The organism is Gracilimonas tropica DSM 19535 (assembly GCF_000375425.1).
GTDB lineage: Bacteria > Bacteroidota > Rhodothermia > Balneolales > Balneolaceae > Gracilimonas > Gracilimonas tropica.
Genome location: NZ_AQXG01000004.1, coordinates 48,261 through 65,393, shown reverse-complemented (window position 1 = coordinate 65,393; position 17,133 = coordinate 48,261). Strand labels below are relative to the sequence as shown.

The following is a 17,133-nucleotide window of genomic DNA, read 5'->3' as shown; positions in this document are numbered from 1 at the left end:
TATTAAAGGGCTTTTTTATTGTTTTTGAAATGAATCATCTAAGCATCTGGTATATAATAAATCAATAAAAAGTATAATATTATTTTCTTTGTAGGGATCTTGATTCGTATTTGATTTTCTAATGTGGATAAGTCTCCGATTTTGTGGAAAAGTAATCGTTTTTTTTCTTGCTGAATCATCTTCACTCGTCTATATTAGTTCGTACTTCTTTAGGAGATAACTCTGAAATCGGGTATACATTTGTCTCTCATCTACGAAGGTTATTTTAATTCTAATAAAACGAAGTACGCCAATGAAATTTACTCGCTTCTACACCAAATCAGCTTGGGAAACTCCCTTTGACGACATAGAATTTGTAACTCGCACTTCTGAAATTAAGAACCCGGATGGCTCTCAGGTCTTCCACATGGAAGGGGTTGTTGTTCCTGGAAATTGGAGTCAGGTTTCTACGGATGTAATTGCTCAAAAATACTTTCGAAAGGCAGGGGTGCCTGCGAAACTTAAAAAGGTAAGGGAAAAAGGTGTGCCCAAATGGTTGCAGCGATCCGTTGCTGATGAAAAGGCACTCAAAGACCTTCCTGAGGAAGAGCGATACTCCCATGAGATCGACAGTAAACAGGTATTTCATCGTTTGGCGGGATGTTGGACCTATTGGGGATGGAAACATGATTATTTTGACAGCGAGGAAGATGCGAAGGTCTTTTATGACGAGCTGGCTTACATGCTGGCGAATCAAATGGCGGCTCCGAACAGTCCCCAGTGGTTTAACACAGGGCTGCATTGGGCGTATGGAATCAATGGTCCAGCGCAGGGACATTATTATGTGGATGGCAAAACCGGAGAATTGAAGCGATCCGAAGATGCATATACACACCCGCAGCCACACGCGTGCTTCATCCAAAGTATAGATGATGACCTGGTGAATGAGGGGGGGATCATGGACCTTTGGGTACGTGAAGCCCGTCTCTTTAAATATGGATCCGGAACGGGAAGTAACTTTTCCAAGATCCGCGGAGCCAATGAGCCATTGAGTGGAGGCGGCCGAAGTTCAGGATTGATGAGTTTCCTAAAGATCGGTGACCGTGCTGCCGGAGCCATCAAATCAGGAGGAACTACCCGGCGTGCAGCCAAAATGGTGACTTTGGATCTGGATCACCCGGATATTGAAGAATACATTAACTGGAAAGTTCGGGAAGAACAAAAAGTAGCAGCCTTGGTGGCCGGTTCAAAAACCGTTCAGAAGCACCTGAAGAATATCATCAAATTGTGCCACACGCCGGTTGAGATCGAAGGTCGTACTTTTAACGGAGCAATGAGCCGCGATCCTCTTAAAAACAAGAAACTGGCAGACGAGATCCGTCAGGCCAAACGAAATCAGGTTCCGCTGAACTACATCGAACGCGTGATCCAGCTTGCAGCGCAGGGATTCACCGATCTTGAGTTTGATACCTATGATACTGACTGGAATTCCGAGGCCTATTCAACCGTAAGCGGACAAAATTCCAACAACTCCGTCCGCGTGCCAAATTCTTTCATGAAAGCCGTGAAGGAAGATGGTGAGTGGAATCTTTATGGCCGGGTTGAGAAGAAAAGAGCAGCCAAAGAAGGCCGCGAGCCCAAGCCCATGAAAACGCTTAAGGCCCGTGAACTTTGGGATGATATTGCTTATGCGGCTTGGTCTTGCGCCGATCCCGGAACGCAGTATCACGATACCATTAATGAATGGCACACCTGTCCTGAAGACGGCCCGATCAACGCAAGTAATCCTTGCTCGGAATACATGTTTCTAGACAACACGGCTTGTAACCTCGCTTCCCTGAACCTGATGAAGTATTTCAAAGGAGAAGGTGAGTACAAAGAATTCGATATCGAATCGCTGGAATATGCGTCCCGAATCTGGACGGTTGTGCTGGAAATTTCTGTGTTGATGGCGCAGTTCCCATCTAAAGAAATTGCGGACCTTTCTTACAAGTTCCGTACGCTTGGATTGGGTTATGCCAACATTGGAGCGGCACTTATGGTTCAAGGACTTCCGTACGACAGTGAAGAAGGTGCTGCAGTAGCCGGTGCTGTTACGGCTACTATGCACATGACATCCTATGCAACTTCAGCTGAAATGGCGAAAGAATTGGGAGCGTTTGAGCGATACGAAGCCAACAAAGAACATATGCTGAAGGTGATCCGAAATCACCGAAGAGCAGCCTATAATGCTGATCCGGAAGAATACGAAGGATTGACCGTGAAGCCGATGGGAATCGATGCATCCATCTGCCCCGATTATTTGGTGAAGGCAGCTAAAAAAGCCTCTGACAAAGCTCTCAAACTCGGTGAAAAACACGGATATCGAAATGCACAGGTCACGGTACTCGCTCCAACCGGAACCATTGGTTTGGTGATGGATTGCGATACCACGGGAATTGAGCCTGATTTCGCCTTGGTGAAATTCAAGAAACTTGCCGGTGGCGGATATTTCAAGATCATTAACCAAGCTGTGCCAAAAGCGCTGAAGAATCTCGGTTATTCTAAGAAAGAATCGCAGGAGATCATCGATTATGCGAAAGGAGCCGGAACGCTGGAAGGTTGCCCACACATCAACCCGGAAACACTGATGGAAAAAGGCTTCACCAAAGAAAAAATTGAAGCGGTAAACCAGGCACTGCCCGGAAGTTTTGATATCAAATTCGCTTTCAATCAGTGGACGCTGGGCGAAGATTTCTGCAAAGAGGTGCTGGAGATTTCCGAAGAGCAGCTCAACGACATGAATTTCGATATGCTGCGATTCCTCGGGTTTAGTCATGAACAGATCCAGGAAGCCAACGATTATGTGTGCGGAACCATGACCGTTGAAGGCGCACCGCATCTGAAAGAAGAGGATTACGCCGTTTTTGATTGTGCAAACCGTTGTGGACGAATCGGAACAAGATTCATTTCTGCCAAAGGACACATTCGTATGATGGCGGCCGCACAGCCATTCTTGTCAGGCGCGATCTCCAAAACCATCAACCTTCCAAACGAAGCAACCATCGAGGATATGAAGGATGCTTACATGGATTCCTGGGAGATGATGTTGAAGGCAAATGCGCTGTATCGTGACGGTTCGAAATTGAGTCAGCCGTTGAATTCCATGGCTGATGTGCTGGAAGAGATCGTGGATGAGGAAGAAGCGGAAGAAACCGTTGATGCAGCTACTTCTCAAGCTCAAGATAAAGTGCTTGAAGTGGCCGAGCGAATCATTCATAAGTATGTGGCTCGTCGTCAGCGTCTTCCATTCCGTCGTGAAGGCTATACGCAGAAAGTGAAGATCGGTGGACAAAGTGTGTACCTCAGAACCGGAGAATACGAAAACGGACAGCTCGGTGAGATCTTCATTGATATGCATCGCGAAGGTGCCGCTTTCCGAAGCTTGTTGAACTGTTTCGCGATCTCTATTTCACTTGGATTGCAGCACGGCGTTCCGCTGGAAGAATTCGTGGATGCGTTTGTATTCACCAAGTTCGAACCAAGCGGTATGGTGAATGGAAATCCGCATGTGAAGATGAGTACTTCTGTGATCGATTACATTTTCCGTGAACTGGCTGTCACCTATCTGGGAAGAGAAGATCTGGCGCATGTACCGGCCGATCAGATCGAGACACGCAACTTGCGTCCAACCGCAGAAGCCAACCCTCATGTGGATAGCGCTGAATTTAAGATTGATGCACGAAGTACTTCTGCTAAAACTGCAGAACCGGAACCTGAAGTAGCTCCTTCAATGGCAGATCCATCGCAGACGGCTGCTGAATCACAGACGGCTACTCAACAAACGGCGGTTAAGTCAGACAGTTACGAAAGTGACTACGACAAAGCCAAGCAAATGGGCTACACCGGCGAAGCCTGCCCCGAATGCGGCAGCATGACCATGGTGAGAAACGGAACATGCATGAAGTGTATCACCTGTGGTTCAACTACCGGTTGTAGTTAATAGTGTAATGGTTTCAGGCTCGTTCCCAACCACCGGTTGGGAATGCATGCCGGGACCGCCGGTCCCACCGGGCCGGTAAAGAACTTTCATGGAGAACAGGATAAAACCCTGATTAGTGAGTAGCTGATCGGGGTTTTTTGTTTGGATGGCTTTGTCCTTGGCTACTAAATTTACCAGGATCTCTTAAGTCTTTAGCGAGCTCAAATATTCAAAAAGGAATGCACATTTTTCCGAGCGGTGATTTAAGAGTGTTAGCCACAGTTTTAGCATAGCTTCAATCAAGTCTGAAGACTTGAACTGCTGTTTCTTTTAAGTATTCGCTTTGTTCAAGACTTAAAGGATCTCTTATGCTTATTTCACACGGCCGGTTGGGAATCTGACATTAAATATTTAAAAAGACCTCCAAATTTCCCGAGCCGTACTTAGGAACTGTTTGAAATAAATCCTCAGATCTTCAATCCAATAAAAAAGCCCGCCTTGTTTAAAAGGCGGGCTTTTGGAACTGTTTGATTTTGATCTTACTTGATCAGCGTCATTTTCTTGGTTTGTACAAAGTTACCAGCTCTGATGCGATAGATATAAACACCACTCGCAAGGTTACCGGCATTGAATTGTACGGTATGTTCTCCGGCACTCATCTTCCCACTAACCAGGGTTGAAACCAATTGCCCGGTAATATTAAATACTTCAAGTCTTACTTCAGCAGTCTGCGGAAGTGTAAACTGAATATATGATGTTGGGTTAAATGGGTTCGGATAGTTTTGTGACAGAGAGAACTCTTTCGGGGTTTCAGAAACCTCTTCGTTTGAGACTCCTAACAACCTTGAGATCGAAATGGTGTGTGCTGCATCAGCAAATCTGGTACTGTCTTCAGCTGTTGCAGTTACAGTCCATTTCAAGTCAATAGATCCACCGGTTGCAACACCAAGTTCTGCCATTACAGAATCGATGTCAGCGTATGTAGGTGTTGATGTTGTTTTAAATCCATTGCTATCAGAGGGGGCACTGAATAATGGAGATGAGAAGTCACCATTTACAGAATCCAAATGGAAGGTGTATTGAACTTCCATGTTCGCTGTTGGTGCAGCCCAGGAAAATTCAAATACGGTAGTTGAATCACCGGTAAGAGCCAAGTCGAAATCATCAGCAGGTGATGTTAGTGCAAAAGCACCGATCTGAGGCGCTTCGGGAGCACTTAAAGCTACATCAGCTTCAAAAGCACCTTTGTACGGAGCCGTAGCACTTCTTTCGTTGCCATCGATATCATCCGTAACGGTGGCCAATGGAATACCTGCGAGATCTTCATCTCCTACAGAAGCTCCTGCAAGACGTAAGTCAGTATCAGAGGTAAACTCTACGGATACATTGGTAGTATTCATGTCATTTCCTGACGCTGTTTGCCAGTTACTTAAAGCAACGGTTGCCGATGCATTAAAATAACCAAGGTTGGCAGAAGAGCCACTTACGTAATAGTTGTTGTAATCGGCTTCTAAGTTATCAGCACTCGCAATAGGCCAGTAAATAGCGTGGGCATTATCAGCATCTTGTTCAACGGAGAAGATGTTATTTTTTAAGTCCCATATCTGACCGGTACTTGTCTGCCCCTGAGATCCGAATGCGGCATGGATGCCTGTTTCATCACTTGAACTGATGAGTACCGTATTATGGTAGATCGCATTTGTTGAATTACCAGCTGCGTTGTCAAAAGCAATTCCAAATACGTTATTTCCACTTGCATCTCCGGCATTGTTGAAGTTTTCTGCCGAAATGGTATTGTTGATAACATTTACCGTACCAATAGAGGCGTTAAATAAAACTCCAGCTGAATAACCGGCTCCTGCCGCGGCAGTTCGATTTACTGAAAGTCCTGAGATCTCATTTCCAATAATGTTGGTGGTTCCCAAATTTATGGCCAGATAAATACCGGCATAGCGACTTTTGTTTTCAGCAGGACTAGATACGATGATCTTATTGCCAATAAATTCGTTACCGTTACTGTACCAGGTTGTGATACCTCTGTAAGAAGCGTAGATCTCATTTCCGGAAACGGTAGTATTCATAGCAGGAAATGAGCTTGTTCCCCAAGAGCCTACTCCATTATCAAAATCACCGTTAACAGAACCAATCACGTTATTGTGAACGGTCAGATTTTCGGTACTTGCCGCTCCACCGTCTGCTACAATAGCTGAGGCACCATCTCCACCTGTATAGGTGATATTGGTATTCGCAATGGTTGTGTTCATGCTTTCGTTGGCATAAATCATTGCAGAGAAAGTGGTATCAGAGCTTGTGAGAGTTAAGTCACGCGTGCTTCCGCCCGGTTCATTCGAACCATCGATAGTCACATAGTCGGTTCCTTTGATCCATATTCCATCACCGCCGGGACCGCCTTGTACTTCTACAGTTGGTGAAACACCTGCAGCAGGTTTGATGGTAAGTGCGGTGGATTCGGTTAGATCATCACGATCGATGGTCAAGGAATCAAAAGATTCATCCAGATCAGCTGTGATCATTAAATTAGAATTGGCCGTAAGACCTTCAGTATTTACGTAGTGAAACGCTTGGTGAAGAGAAATAAAACCTTCCGCATCTGTGCTTCGCTGAGGAATGAAGTAATCGCCGGATAAAGCACCCATTGCTTCTGTAGCAAGGCCAAGGTTGTTAAACACATTTTCACTTTTAACAATCCACTCACTGTCATCATAATTGGTACCAAAAGAACCTAAAACGGTAGTATTACCTTCGGTTACAGTTGGTTTCCTTTGCAGTGTATATCCGGTAGATGCTTCATAAACACCGGCTACATCCCAGTCTGAGCTACTGTTGGGATCCCCGAAAATATCGGTAAAAGTAGTGTCACCGGTTTCAGCATCAATATGGATGATGGCTCGGGCATCGTTTCCATTAAAATGAATAGGACTTGGATATCCCAGAACTTCATCAGCATCTTCAGCTGCAAACAGAGTCGACTCTACCTGATCGGTAATAAGTACATAAGTCTCTCCGGCTGCGATAGATGCACCTTCAGCAAAAGAGAAATAATACTCCCAGTCATCACCGTTATTTGACTGAGCAATTTGGTAATTACTTAAATAAACGGTGGAATCCGTGTTGTTAGTAATTTCAAGTGCTTTATTGTTGCTTGAACCTTCAATGTACTCAGAGAAGAATAGATTTGAGGGATCATCATAATAAGGAGGTTCTGCATTGGTAAATAAAGCCAGTCCATTAACCCCTTCAAGTGAATACACATTATAGGTTCCATCTTCATTGACAGAAACTTCTGCTTCACCGTGTATTGAGCTGTAGGTGTCGGCGTCATCTCCCATCAGAGGAGACTCCCCTACAATAGTTGGGTTGGCTGCATCCGAAATGTCATACACGTACACCTGTCCTGTTTTATTTCCGGTATTTACACCGTCAGGCCTGTATGAATAAACAGCCAAATGATCAGTGCCATTAGCAGAAAAAGCTTGCATTCCATTTCTTGACGAACCGGATATTAAACTATTTTCAATATAGACTCCGTCTTTATCAAAACGTGCTGGAGACATTCCATTTCCTCCCACATAGAAGTCAGACTCACGACCTAATGCAATTGGAGCAGCATCCGCGTTGGAAGCAATGTTAGAAACGGTTCCTGATAAGGTAATGGTCTCGATATCCCAGCTTGCTCCTTGATCGGTTGTGGTAGCTACGTAAACTATGCCCGGGTCAGAACCGGCTGCAGGCATCCAAATTTCAACTGTGTTGTCTGTGACTGAACCAATGACGGTAAATTTATCTCCTAATCTACCCGGTACAGACAGTGTTAGAGAGTCTGCAAAACTTCCTCCTTCAGAGGTCCACCAATACAACCTGAAAGGCGATGCTTCTGCATCAACCGTCAAGTTGCCTAAGAAAATAACACCGTCATCTGAGATTTCGATATCATTCATGGGATAAGTTCCACCGGCAACTTGAGATAAGTCGAATGCAGTGGTGAGGGTTACATCAGCGCCGGTTTCTGCATCCAATACCCTAATGGTGCTATTTGTTCTGTCGGCGGCATAAACACGAACGTTCCCGTTAACTGTGCCTTGAGCTATACCCCGAACATAACCAGCCGAAAACCAACTGGGGGCTGCTTCAGCAGCACCGGTACGAGCCGTGCGTTCCCATGTAGTATTTAGTTGTTGTGCTTGAGAGCTTATCGTAAACGCTATCATTAGAAAAGCGCTTACAAAAAAACTCATCAATGCTTTTTGTAAATGTGAGATCATTATACTCCTATTTATAGAATTGTGATTTCTATGGCAGATCTGTTTTGCATAGAAATTGAAAGGTTTGATTATCCCGATTATGTAATAAAAGAGAGCTGCATACCCCAATGTTAGTGCTGAAAACCTGCCATGTCCGAAACCGTAACATAAGATTTTTAAATTAATATGAAAGCATTAATAAATATTTTTTTAATGCAAAGTGATAATACAGCCGAATAGTTGATGACAGATCAAGTAGAAATGGAACTTATGACCTCAGTTCAAAGAATAGTGAGAAGAAAGTTCCTGACATTAATATTAATAATCTGAACTCGTTAATGAGCTACTTGATAACACACTTTTAGAGATGCTTCAAAAGGGTATTTACAACAGGCAATAACGCCACTCACCGACAAAAAAGGAACAGTTAGAAATAAATCCGGTCTGTGAGCAACCAATAACAACCATTGTATTCTTTGGTCTATGAGTGTGATATCCTGATTTGTTGAAGTAAACAAAGGTTCTCCATTCTGTATTTTAAGCCAACAGGACACATCAATAATATTGAACAGACGTTATTTAATGTTCATCAAAGCAACTCTCCGACAATCCCTTTACCTTTGGGTGAATTTTCAACTACCCACAGGTTAAAATCATGGCAACCTTTCCCAATCCTTTCTTTCGCTGGAGGCCTCATCCCTGGCACGGACTCGAAGTGGGCCCGGAACAGCCCCAAAAAGTAAATGCCTTTATAGAACTTACTCCTTTCGATACCATAAAATACGAAGTGGATAAGAAAACGGGGTATATGCGGGTAGATCGTCCGCAGCGAAGTTCTTCGTTGCCGCCATCCCTGTATGGATTTATTCCCAGAACCTACTGCGGAGATGAAGTAGGCGCCCTTTCCAGCCAGGATGTGATAGGAGACGGCGATCCGCTGGATATTTGTGTGCTTAGTGAAAGGCCCATTGACCGGAATGAGGTCATTTTAAGTGCGCGAGTGATCGGTGGACTGCATATGGTAGATCATGGAGAGGCCGACGATAAGATCATTTCCGTACTCGATAATGACAGCTATTACACCGATATCCAAAGTGTGAATGACCTGCCGCCCGTATTACTGGAGCGCTTGCGTCATTATTTTGGGACTTATAAACTTATTCCAGGTAAGGCCACCAACGATGTATATGTGGAAGGAATCTTCGATGAAAATCACGCTTTTAAAGTGATTGAAGCTTCTATCAAGGATTACGAAACCATGTTTGGTGAGTGAGCATTGAGCTGCTTTTATACCGAAGAATACCGGATTTTCAGGATGGTTATAGAGTGAAGTTATGACCAAAGGAAAAGAAAATATCCGCGTACAAAAATTCATTCTCACGGTAGCGGTCATCTTGTTCGCGATCAAAATGGTAGCTTGGTACCTGACCGGTTCCGTGGCGGTACTAACTGATGGCTTGGAGAGTATCGTGAATATGATCTCAGGCTTTGTGGGGCTTTACAGTCTCATCATTTCCGCCAAACCCAGGGATGCCAATCACCCTTACGGCCATGGGAAGATCGAATTCATCTCGGCAGGTATTGAAGGCACGCTGATCACCATCGCAGGACTGTACATTATATACGAAGCAGGGATGAGCTTCATCTATCCGGAACCTCTTCAAAAACTGGATTTGGGTATCATTCTGATCGCAATTTCCGGGGTGATAAATTATGTTTTTGGATGGTGGGCCTTAAATACCGGCAAAAAAAATAATTCACTCGCACTTCAGGCAAGCGGTAAACATCTGCAAACCGATACCTATACGACCATCGGAATCATTGCCGGACTTATCTTACTTCGGTTCACCGATATACTTTGGCTGGATGGAGCCGTAGCCATTTTATTTGCTCTGATCATTATGAGAACCGGCTACCGAATTTTGAGGGAGGCGGTAGCAGGCATTATGGATGAATCGGATGAGGACTTGCTGGAAGAGCTGATCACATTTTTGCAGGAAAACCGTGACCCCAAATGGATCGATCTGCATAATCTCAGGATCATAAAGTACGGCAGTATTTTGCATGTGGATTGCCATTTGACTCTGCCCTGGTATCTTACCGTGAAAGAGGCTCATGCTGAATTGGATAAGATCGAAGAGCTGATCGCGAATAAGTTTGGAGAACGGATCGAGATCTTTATTCACAGTGATTTTTGTATGGAATTCTCCTGTCGCTTGTGCCATATGGAGCATTGTGAAGTTCGTCAGCATCCATTTGAGGAAGAGATCACCTGGACAGTTGAGAATGTAGCTTCAGACGGAAAGCATAAGCTGTAATTATCTTTAAAGCGGGACTCAGATATAGTCAGTCAGATCAATATTTAATTCATGGGAATATCGACGCAGCAGTTCCACCTTATAATCGGGAACCAGCTCAGCTTCTCCTGCAATAATATCCTTAGCCAGTCGATTGGGCAAAATAAATGACTTGGCATGGTGTCCGTAATCGTCAGCGATCTTGTCTTGTATGGGTTGTAACAAAGTATGCTTAAGGTGGCTGATCTGACTTTGTTGTTGACGCATCTCACGATATTCTTCTCCGCTCATGGTGTGTGAGGCTTTGCGGGAATTGGAAAGGTTTTGTTGACCGGCCTCTTCAATTGCTTCATCAACTATCTTCTTAAGCTGCTTTTTAAAAGCTTCATTCTTGAGCTTCCCATAGATCCCTTTTTGTTTGTTCCACTGCTGTATTTTCCCAGGATCTCGCGCCAATGATTCTACCAATCTCTTATTTACCAGATGATACACCGGTTTATTGTACGACTTAGCCACCTCATCAAAAAAAGCCATTAATTTCTTGTAAATATGCCATTCAAACATGGTCATATCATTCTTATCCTTTTCTTTGATGAGGGTATTGTGATCCTCATCGCTGTAATCAAGCTGGTCAAAAATGGCATTCTCCTGCTGAACCCAGCCACTCAATCCTTGACGTCCCAGTTGTTGATCGATGGCATGTTTAAAATCCAGAAGATATAAGACATCGTCAGCTGCATACAGTTTTTGATCTTCGGAAAGTGGCCGTTTGTACCAGTTGCTTTGCTGTGAGGAACTGTTGACCGTAATGTTCAGCACTTCTTTGATCAAATTTGTCAGTGAAGCAGGTTCATAGTTCAGCAAGCTGGTGGCTACATCAAGGTCGAACAGATTCTTGGGAAAACATCCCAATGAATGCAGCAGGCGAAGGTCTTCCCCGAAAGCAAACACTACTTTCTGCACCTTGTCACTTTCAATAGGAGCAAAGATAGTCGCGATATTGACATCAGGGCTCAGTGGATCGATTAGATAACATTGGGTTCCGTCAAAGATCTGCATCAGGCATAAGTTGAATCCATACCGATACCGGTTTCGGTCAAACTCAAGGTCAATGGCGAATTCATTTTTTTGAAGCAATTCGGAAGACAATTTCCGGAGGGCTTCATTCTCCGTGATAAGTTGAATAGTCATAAATATAAAAAGGAAGTCATTTGCATGTAAGGTATAAGAATTAATTCTAAGAACCGAATGCTCTTACTTTCTCTTGAAAATTATTTCAGGGTTGGCGTAATCGCTTAGTTCTTCTAATTGTCTTTTGATCAGTTTGGCCCATTCCACCTGCTCCCGGTAATTCATAGAAAAGTTAGTGGCCTGATCGTACCGGTTCTGGGCTTCTTCAAGTTCATTTTGAGCTTCAGTATTTAACATGGTGAAAGTCGCTGAGGTCAGTATTCCTCTTTGTATTTCCTCCAATACCCGTTTCCGAAACTTCCTCGCCTGTACTTCAGCAAGATCAAAATGACCTTGTTCGTGCATCAAAAGCAACCCGGTCCAGGTTTTAGACCAGGATTCATACTTATCGAAATAGGTGCGGATAACCACCCGATATTCCTGATCTGTATAATTCAAACGGCCTTGAAAACCTACCACAGAAAAGGCAGCGTGAGAACTGTACCGTTCTGCAAGACCTTCAAAATCAGTCCATACCAATTCCTGATCCTCGCTCCAGTAAATAATGCTGTCCGGGGACATCTCGGCTTGGGCAAAAGATATGTGTATGCTGCCGATTACTGAAAATATGGCAAGTAAGAGATGTTTCATGAATAGTAGAATTCATAGAAATATACCAACCGTTCTGACTTTTCAAAATGGAAGTTGATCAGGCTGCCTTCACCGATGCTTGTCGTATGCATTAGCTGGAAGCACATTGCTTAGTTCCTGCAATTTTGATGATGGGAAGGATATCTCATTAGCGTTGAGCAGCAATTCAAGTTGCTCTTCGGTTCGTATGCCGGCTACCACTGATGCCACTGCAGGATGTTGTTGCACATATTTAACAGAAGCTGAAAGAGCGTTTTTAGTTTGATCCAGAGCCTTTTTCATGGCAGCTACCTGATCGGCAGAATATCCGAGATACTCTTGAGCCGGTTTATCGATAAGCATGCCCTTGGCTAAAGTTCCGCGGGTAATCACGCTGATATTATGCTCGGCTAAAAGATCCAGCGCTTCTTCTTCCGGCCGTCGATCCAGCAGGCTGTACTGCATCATCACACAATCCATATTGGATCTGTTAACCCATTCGCGGATCGTATTAGGGCGGATAGAAGAGATTCCATATGCACGGATCTTTCCCTGTTTTTTGAGCTGTTCAAAAGCTTCGACGGATTCATCAATGGGGTCGTCGATGGTTCCGCCATGCAGCATGTACAGGTCGATGTGATCCGTTTGCAGCCGGCGCAGACTTTCATTTATACCGGTCAATATGTGTTCTTTGGAAGGATTCCAGTCCCAACCTGAACCATCTTCCCGCCATTGATTCCCCACTTTTGTGGAGATGACGACTTCATCGCGGAAAGGCTTAAGTGCCTTCCCAACCATTTCTTCATTTCGTCCTTTGTTATAAAGATCGGCCGTATCAAAGAGATTGATGCCGGAATCATAGGCTTTTTTGATGAGATCTGTGATATGATCCTGTCCCTTTTCCAGCTCCAGCGACATACACCCAAAGCTGAGTTCGCTGACTTTAAGATCTGATTTTCCAAGCTTATGATGTTCCATGCCAAAACCTTTTGTTTAAATGGACTAATATAATTGAAACAAATCCTCAAAAATTCCGCACTGATTTTTGGGACTGTTTACCTCATTCCAAACAACCTTGTTGGGAATACCATGTTGGACCCCCGGTGCACATGAATTCATACTTGCTGATAATGTGCCCCACCGTAAGCGACAATACCATCTAACCAACAGAAAATCCATGATCCAAAGCGGTGTTTAAAAGTTTTTCTTGACCTTTATTCCCCGCGCCGGTTATTTGACAAATCATTTAGGCTCCCAATTTCTTTGCAATATTCCTTTGCCCTATTTAGTTTCAGAAAGAAACCATAACGAAACTAACCTGTGATGCCAAGTATTACTGTGAAAAACATACCAAAAGACATTTATGATCGGGTTCGTGAGCAAGCGAATGCCCATCATCGTAGTATCAACAGTGAAATTATTGCTTGTTTGGAAATAGCGGTCAAGCCGCAAAAGGTTTCTGCGGAAGATATTTTACAAGAAGCACGTCGTTTGCGAAATAACGCAAAAGGAAGCCTTTCTTCTGAAGAAATTGAATCTGCAATAAATCAAGGGCGTCCGTGATTGTTGTAGATACAAATATTCTTGCCCATTTTTGGCTACCTTCAGATTCAACAGAGCTGTGTGACAAACTCTACCAAAAAGATCCGCAATGGGTAGCTCCTATGCTTTGGCGCAGTGAATTCCGAAATGTGGTAACGCTATATTTAAGAAAAGAGCTGATCGATTTGTCGGAAGCTCTGCTGATTATGGAAAAGGCTGAGCTTCAAATGAAGGAGCGGCAGTTTCAGGTGAATTCAGTTCAAGTTCTGCATTATGTCAGCCAATCACAGTGCTCATCCTACGATTGTGAATTTGTAAGCTTGGCTAAAGATCTTGATCTCGAATTAATTACGTTGGATAAACAACTTCTGCAGGAGTTTCCTCAAATAGCCAAACATCCGGAGAAGATTCTTGAATCATAATTAAACCTCGTAACCGGCAACCTTGTTGGGAATGTAATGGTGGACTACCCGGTCTACAAGAAATCATGATCGCTTATAATGTACCGCGTCGTTAGCTCAACACTCATCTAACCAACAGGAAATCCATTATACTAAGCTGCGTTTAAAAGTTGATTCCTTCGTTCAAATACTGCATACTAAGCGGGAAATGAAAATAACGGAGGTCGAAAAGCAATGTCGGAACGGGACTTAAAAGGATACTGGAAGAAAAATTTAACCTATCTCGGGGTGTTACTCAGCATCTGGTTTGTGGTTTCATATGTGTTTGGGATTTTGATGGCCCCGGCGCTGAATGAGATCCAATTTGCAGGATTTAAGCTTGGATTTTGGTTTGCTCAGCAAGGTTCCATTTACACCTTTGTGATCCTCATCTTTGTGTATGTGTACCTGATGAATAAGCTCGACAAAGAATTCAACGTACAGGAGGACTGATCATGGACGTTCAAATTTGGACCTATATTTTAGTTGGTGTTACCTTTGCATTATATATCGGGATCGCTATTTGGGCAAAAGCCGCTTCCACCAGTGATTTTTATATAGCCGGGGCGCATGTGAGTCCTCTAACCAACGGCATGGCCACCGCGGCCGACTGGATGTCTGCCGCGTCCTTCTTATCCATGGCCGGACTGATCTCCTTTATGGGCTATGATGGTTCTGTTTATTTGATGGGCTGGACCGGAGGTTACGTATTGCTGGCTTTACTTTTAGCACCGTATCTTCGAAAATTTGGCAAATTTACCATTCCTGATTTCATAGGAGACCGGTACTACTCGAATTTTGCAAGAACTATTGCGGTCATCTGTGCAGTCGTTGTTTCCTTTACCTATGTGGCCGGACAAATGCGTGGGGTGGGACTCGTGTTTTCCAAATTTCTGGAAGTAAATATAGACATCGGCGTATTGATCGGGATGGCGATCGTGTTCTTTTATGCGGTTTTAGGAGGGATGAAGGGAATCACCTACACACAGGTGGCTCAGTATTGCGTGCTGATCTTTGCCTTCATGGTTCCGGCCTTTTTTATCTCATTTCAACTGACCGGCAACCCGATCCCTCAGCTTGGATTCGGTTCTACCTTATCAGATGGTTCCGGACAGTATTTGTTGGAGAAGTTAGATCAGCTACACACTGAACTCGGTTTCGCGGCGTATACGAGTGGTACCAAAAGCATGCAGGATGTCTTTTTTATCACAGCTGCCCTGATGATCGGGACGGCCGGATTGCCTCATGTGATCGTACGTTTCTTTACCGTCCCGAAAGTGAAAGATGCCCGGATCTCCGTAGGCTATGCACTCATTTTTATCGCGATTTTGTACACCACGGCTCCTGCCATTGCAGCCTTTGCCAAGTACAATATGATGGAAACGGTAAATGAGGAAGAGTACACCGAAATGCCCGCATGGTTCAATACCTGGGAAGAAACCGGACTGCTCACCTGGGTAGATAAAAATGAAGATGGAATCATCACCTATGCACCCGGAGAGGCGATCGAAGGACTCCCGGAAATTCAACGAAATACAGATGGAAGTATCATCCGGGGAGATCATGGAGAAGTGAAGGTGACCAATGCTCCGACACAGACTTCTAATGAACTCTATGTAGATCGGGATATTATGGTTTTGGCCAACCCTGAAATTGCAAACCTGCCCGCATGGGTGGCAGGATTGGTGGCGGCTGGTGGTCTTGCGGCAGCCCTCTCGACAGCAGCCGGATTGCTATTGGTGATATCTACCGCCGTTTCACACGACCTTATCAAAAAGCAGATCAAAACAGATATTTCTGATAAAGCCGAATTGACCTGGGCGCGTGTTTCTGCGGCTGGAGCAGTATTGGTGGCCGGATATTTTGGGATCAATCCGCCGGGATTTGTAGCTGAGGTAGTAGCCATTGCCTTTGGTCTTGCAGCGGCTTCGTTCTTCCCGGCCATTATCCTGGGAATTTTCTACAAGAAGATGAACCGTCAGGGAGCGATCGCCGGAATGATTTCCGGACTGTTGTTTACACTGGCTTATGTGATCTTCTTTAAGATCGCCTTTCCCGAGTACAACACACCCGAATACTGGTGGTTTGGGATCTCCCCGGAAGGCATCGGAACCCTTGGCATGCTGCTGAATCTGGCTGTTTCCTTTGCAGTGGGAATGATCTTTCCGGAACCGCCTGAAGACGTACAGGAATTGGTGGAGAGTATCAGGTATCCGAAATAACCCAAACAGAATATTCAAAAGAGGACTTTTTTAATTTAGTCAGAATTGTCCTCTTTTAATCAGGGTTTAAGATTATACCAAAATCTCAGGATCACTTACTGATTATCTAACGCTTGGGGGAAGTACTGCTTGGTGCGCTTGTCTTTTCCGGTAAAATCAATATCCTGATAGTTTGTAATATTGGCCTTTACAAGTTCCATCACTTCATCAAAATTTGAATACAAACTGCCAAGTGAAACGGCTTTACCACCACACTTGAAACTTACGATGCCTAAGTCACAAAAGATCTCGTCAATCTCGTCAAAAGCTATCTCAGATGATCCAAATAAGCTCTGTTTCCTGAAGCCTGTTTCTGATACTTCTATTGCATAATAAAAGCTATATAGCAAAGAGATTATTGCACCAAGCAAAGCTAAGGATAGAATGAAAACCGGCCATATACTGGTTTGTTTAACGACCGGCTCAAAAAGTAAATTAACCCCAAACAGGACATCAATTATAATGTCTGAACAAACGACTATTATAAATAGTGCTGAAAGATTTAGAACTGCTTTCCAAATTGGTTTTAATGAAACCGTATAAAGTATATCATTCATAGCTAACCCCGTTTTAATATTGAAAGGAAGAAAT

12 protein-coding genes are annotated in these 17,133 nt (G+C 44.0%); 7 read left to right on the top strand and 5 right to left on the bottom strand.

Annotated features, from left to right (window positions below):
• The first annotated feature begins 292 nt into the window (after nucleotides 1-292).
• Nucleotides 293-3,961 (top strand): vitamin B12-dependent ribonucleotide reductase, encoded by a 3,669-nt coding sequence (locus B151_RS0108600; protein ID WP_020403219.1) that lies wholly within the window; start codon nucleotides 293-295, stop codon nucleotides 3,959-3,961.
• Between the two features lie 518 nt (nucleotides 3,962-4,479).
• Here B151_RS0108600 and B151_RS20015 read toward each other — a convergent pair.
• On the bottom strand, nucleotides 4,480-8,169 hold the full coding sequence (locus B151_RS20015; protein ID WP_211207840.1) for a lamin tail domain-containing protein: 3,690 nt from the start codon (nucleotides 8,167-8,169) through the stop codon (nucleotides 4,480-4,482).
• A gap of 688 nt (nucleotides 8,170-8,857) precedes the next feature.
• Between B151_RS20015 and B151_RS0108585 the strand changes: the two genes are divergently transcribed.
• Both B151_RS0108585 and B151_RS0108580 read left to right on the top strand, forming a co-directional pair.
• Complete coding sequence (locus B151_RS0108585; protein ID WP_020403217.1) at nucleotides 8,858-9,475, top strand: inorganic pyrophosphatase; 618 nt, start codon at nucleotides 8,858-8,860, stop codon at nucleotides 9,473-9,475.
• Nucleotides 9,476-9,536: 61 nt separating this feature from the next.
• The gene (locus B151_RS0108580) at nucleotides 9,537-10,520 is read left to right on the top strand and encodes a cation diffusion facilitator family transporter (protein ID WP_020403216.1); all 984 of its coding nucleotides are present in this window, start codon (nucleotides 9,537-9,539) and stop codon (nucleotides 10,518-10,520) included.
• An 18-nt stretch (nucleotides 10,521-10,538) separates the two neighbouring features.
• Here the strand turns inward: B151_RS0108580 and B151_RS18290 are convergent, their stop codons facing one another.
• The 3 genes from B151_RS18290 to B151_RS0108565 form a co-directional block, all read right to left on the bottom strand.
• Nucleotides 10,539-11,690, bottom strand: coding sequence for a ribonuclease D (locus B151_RS18290; protein ID WP_020403215.1), 1,152 nt, complete (start codon nucleotides 11,688-11,690; stop codon nucleotides 10,539-10,541).
• A 63-nt stretch (nucleotides 11,691-11,753) separates the two neighbouring features.
• Complete coding sequence (locus B151_RS19505; protein WP_020403214.1) at nucleotides 11,754-12,320, bottom strand: hypothetical protein; 567 nt, start codon at nucleotides 12,318-12,320, stop codon at nucleotides 11,754-11,756.
• 69 nt (nucleotides 12,321-12,389) lie between these two features.
• Nucleotides 12,390-13,277 carry an aldo/keto reductase gene (locus B151_RS0108565; RefSeq protein ID WP_020403213.1) on the bottom strand — a complete coding sequence of 296 codons (888 nt, stop codon included), beginning with the start codon at nucleotides 13,275-13,277 and terminating at the stop codon, nucleotides 12,390-12,392.
• Nucleotides 13,278-13,622: 345 nt separating this feature from the next.
• Between B151_RS0108565 and B151_RS0108560 the strand changes: the two genes are divergently transcribed.
• The 4 genes from B151_RS0108560 (at nucleotide 13,623) to B151_RS0108545 (ending at nucleotide 16,503) form a co-directional block, all read left to right on the top strand.
• Nucleotides 13,623-13,862, top strand: coding sequence for a FitA-like ribbon-helix-helix domain-containing protein (locus B151_RS0108560; protein WP_020403212.1), 240 nt, complete (start codon nucleotides 13,623-13,625; stop codon nucleotides 13,860-13,862).
• Nucleotides 13,859-14,263 carry a type II toxin-antitoxin system VapC family toxin gene (locus B151_RS0108555; protein WP_020403211.1) on the top strand — a complete coding sequence of 135 codons (405 nt, stop codon included), beginning with the start codon at nucleotides 13,859-13,861 and terminating at the stop codon, nucleotides 14,261-14,263. The genes B151_RS0108560 and B151_RS0108555 overlap by 4 nt, the downstream gene beginning before the upstream one ends.
• 213 nt (nucleotides 14,264-14,476) lie before the next feature.
• Nucleotides 14,477-14,734 (top strand): DUF4212 domain-containing protein, encoded by a 258-nt coding sequence (locus tag B151_RS0108550; protein WP_020403210.1) that lies wholly within the window; start codon nucleotides 14,477-14,479, stop codon nucleotides 14,732-14,734.
• 2 nt (nucleotides 14,735-14,736) lie between these two features.
• A complete protein-coding gene (locus B151_RS0108545; RefSeq protein WP_020403209.1) occupies nucleotides 14,737-16,503 on the top strand; it encodes a sodium:solute symporter family protein in 1,767 nt (588 codons plus the stop codon).
• Nucleotides 16,504-16,598: 95 nt separating this feature from the next.
• Here the strand turns inward: B151_RS0108545 and B151_RS0108540 are convergent, their stop codons facing one another.
• Nucleotides 16,599-17,099: a hypothetical protein gene (locus tag B151_RS0108540; protein WP_020403208.1), complete on the bottom strand. Its 501-nt coding sequence runs from the start codon at nucleotides 17,097-17,099 to the stop codon at nucleotides 16,599-16,601.
• Nucleotides 17,100-17,133 lie beyond the last annotated feature (34 nt).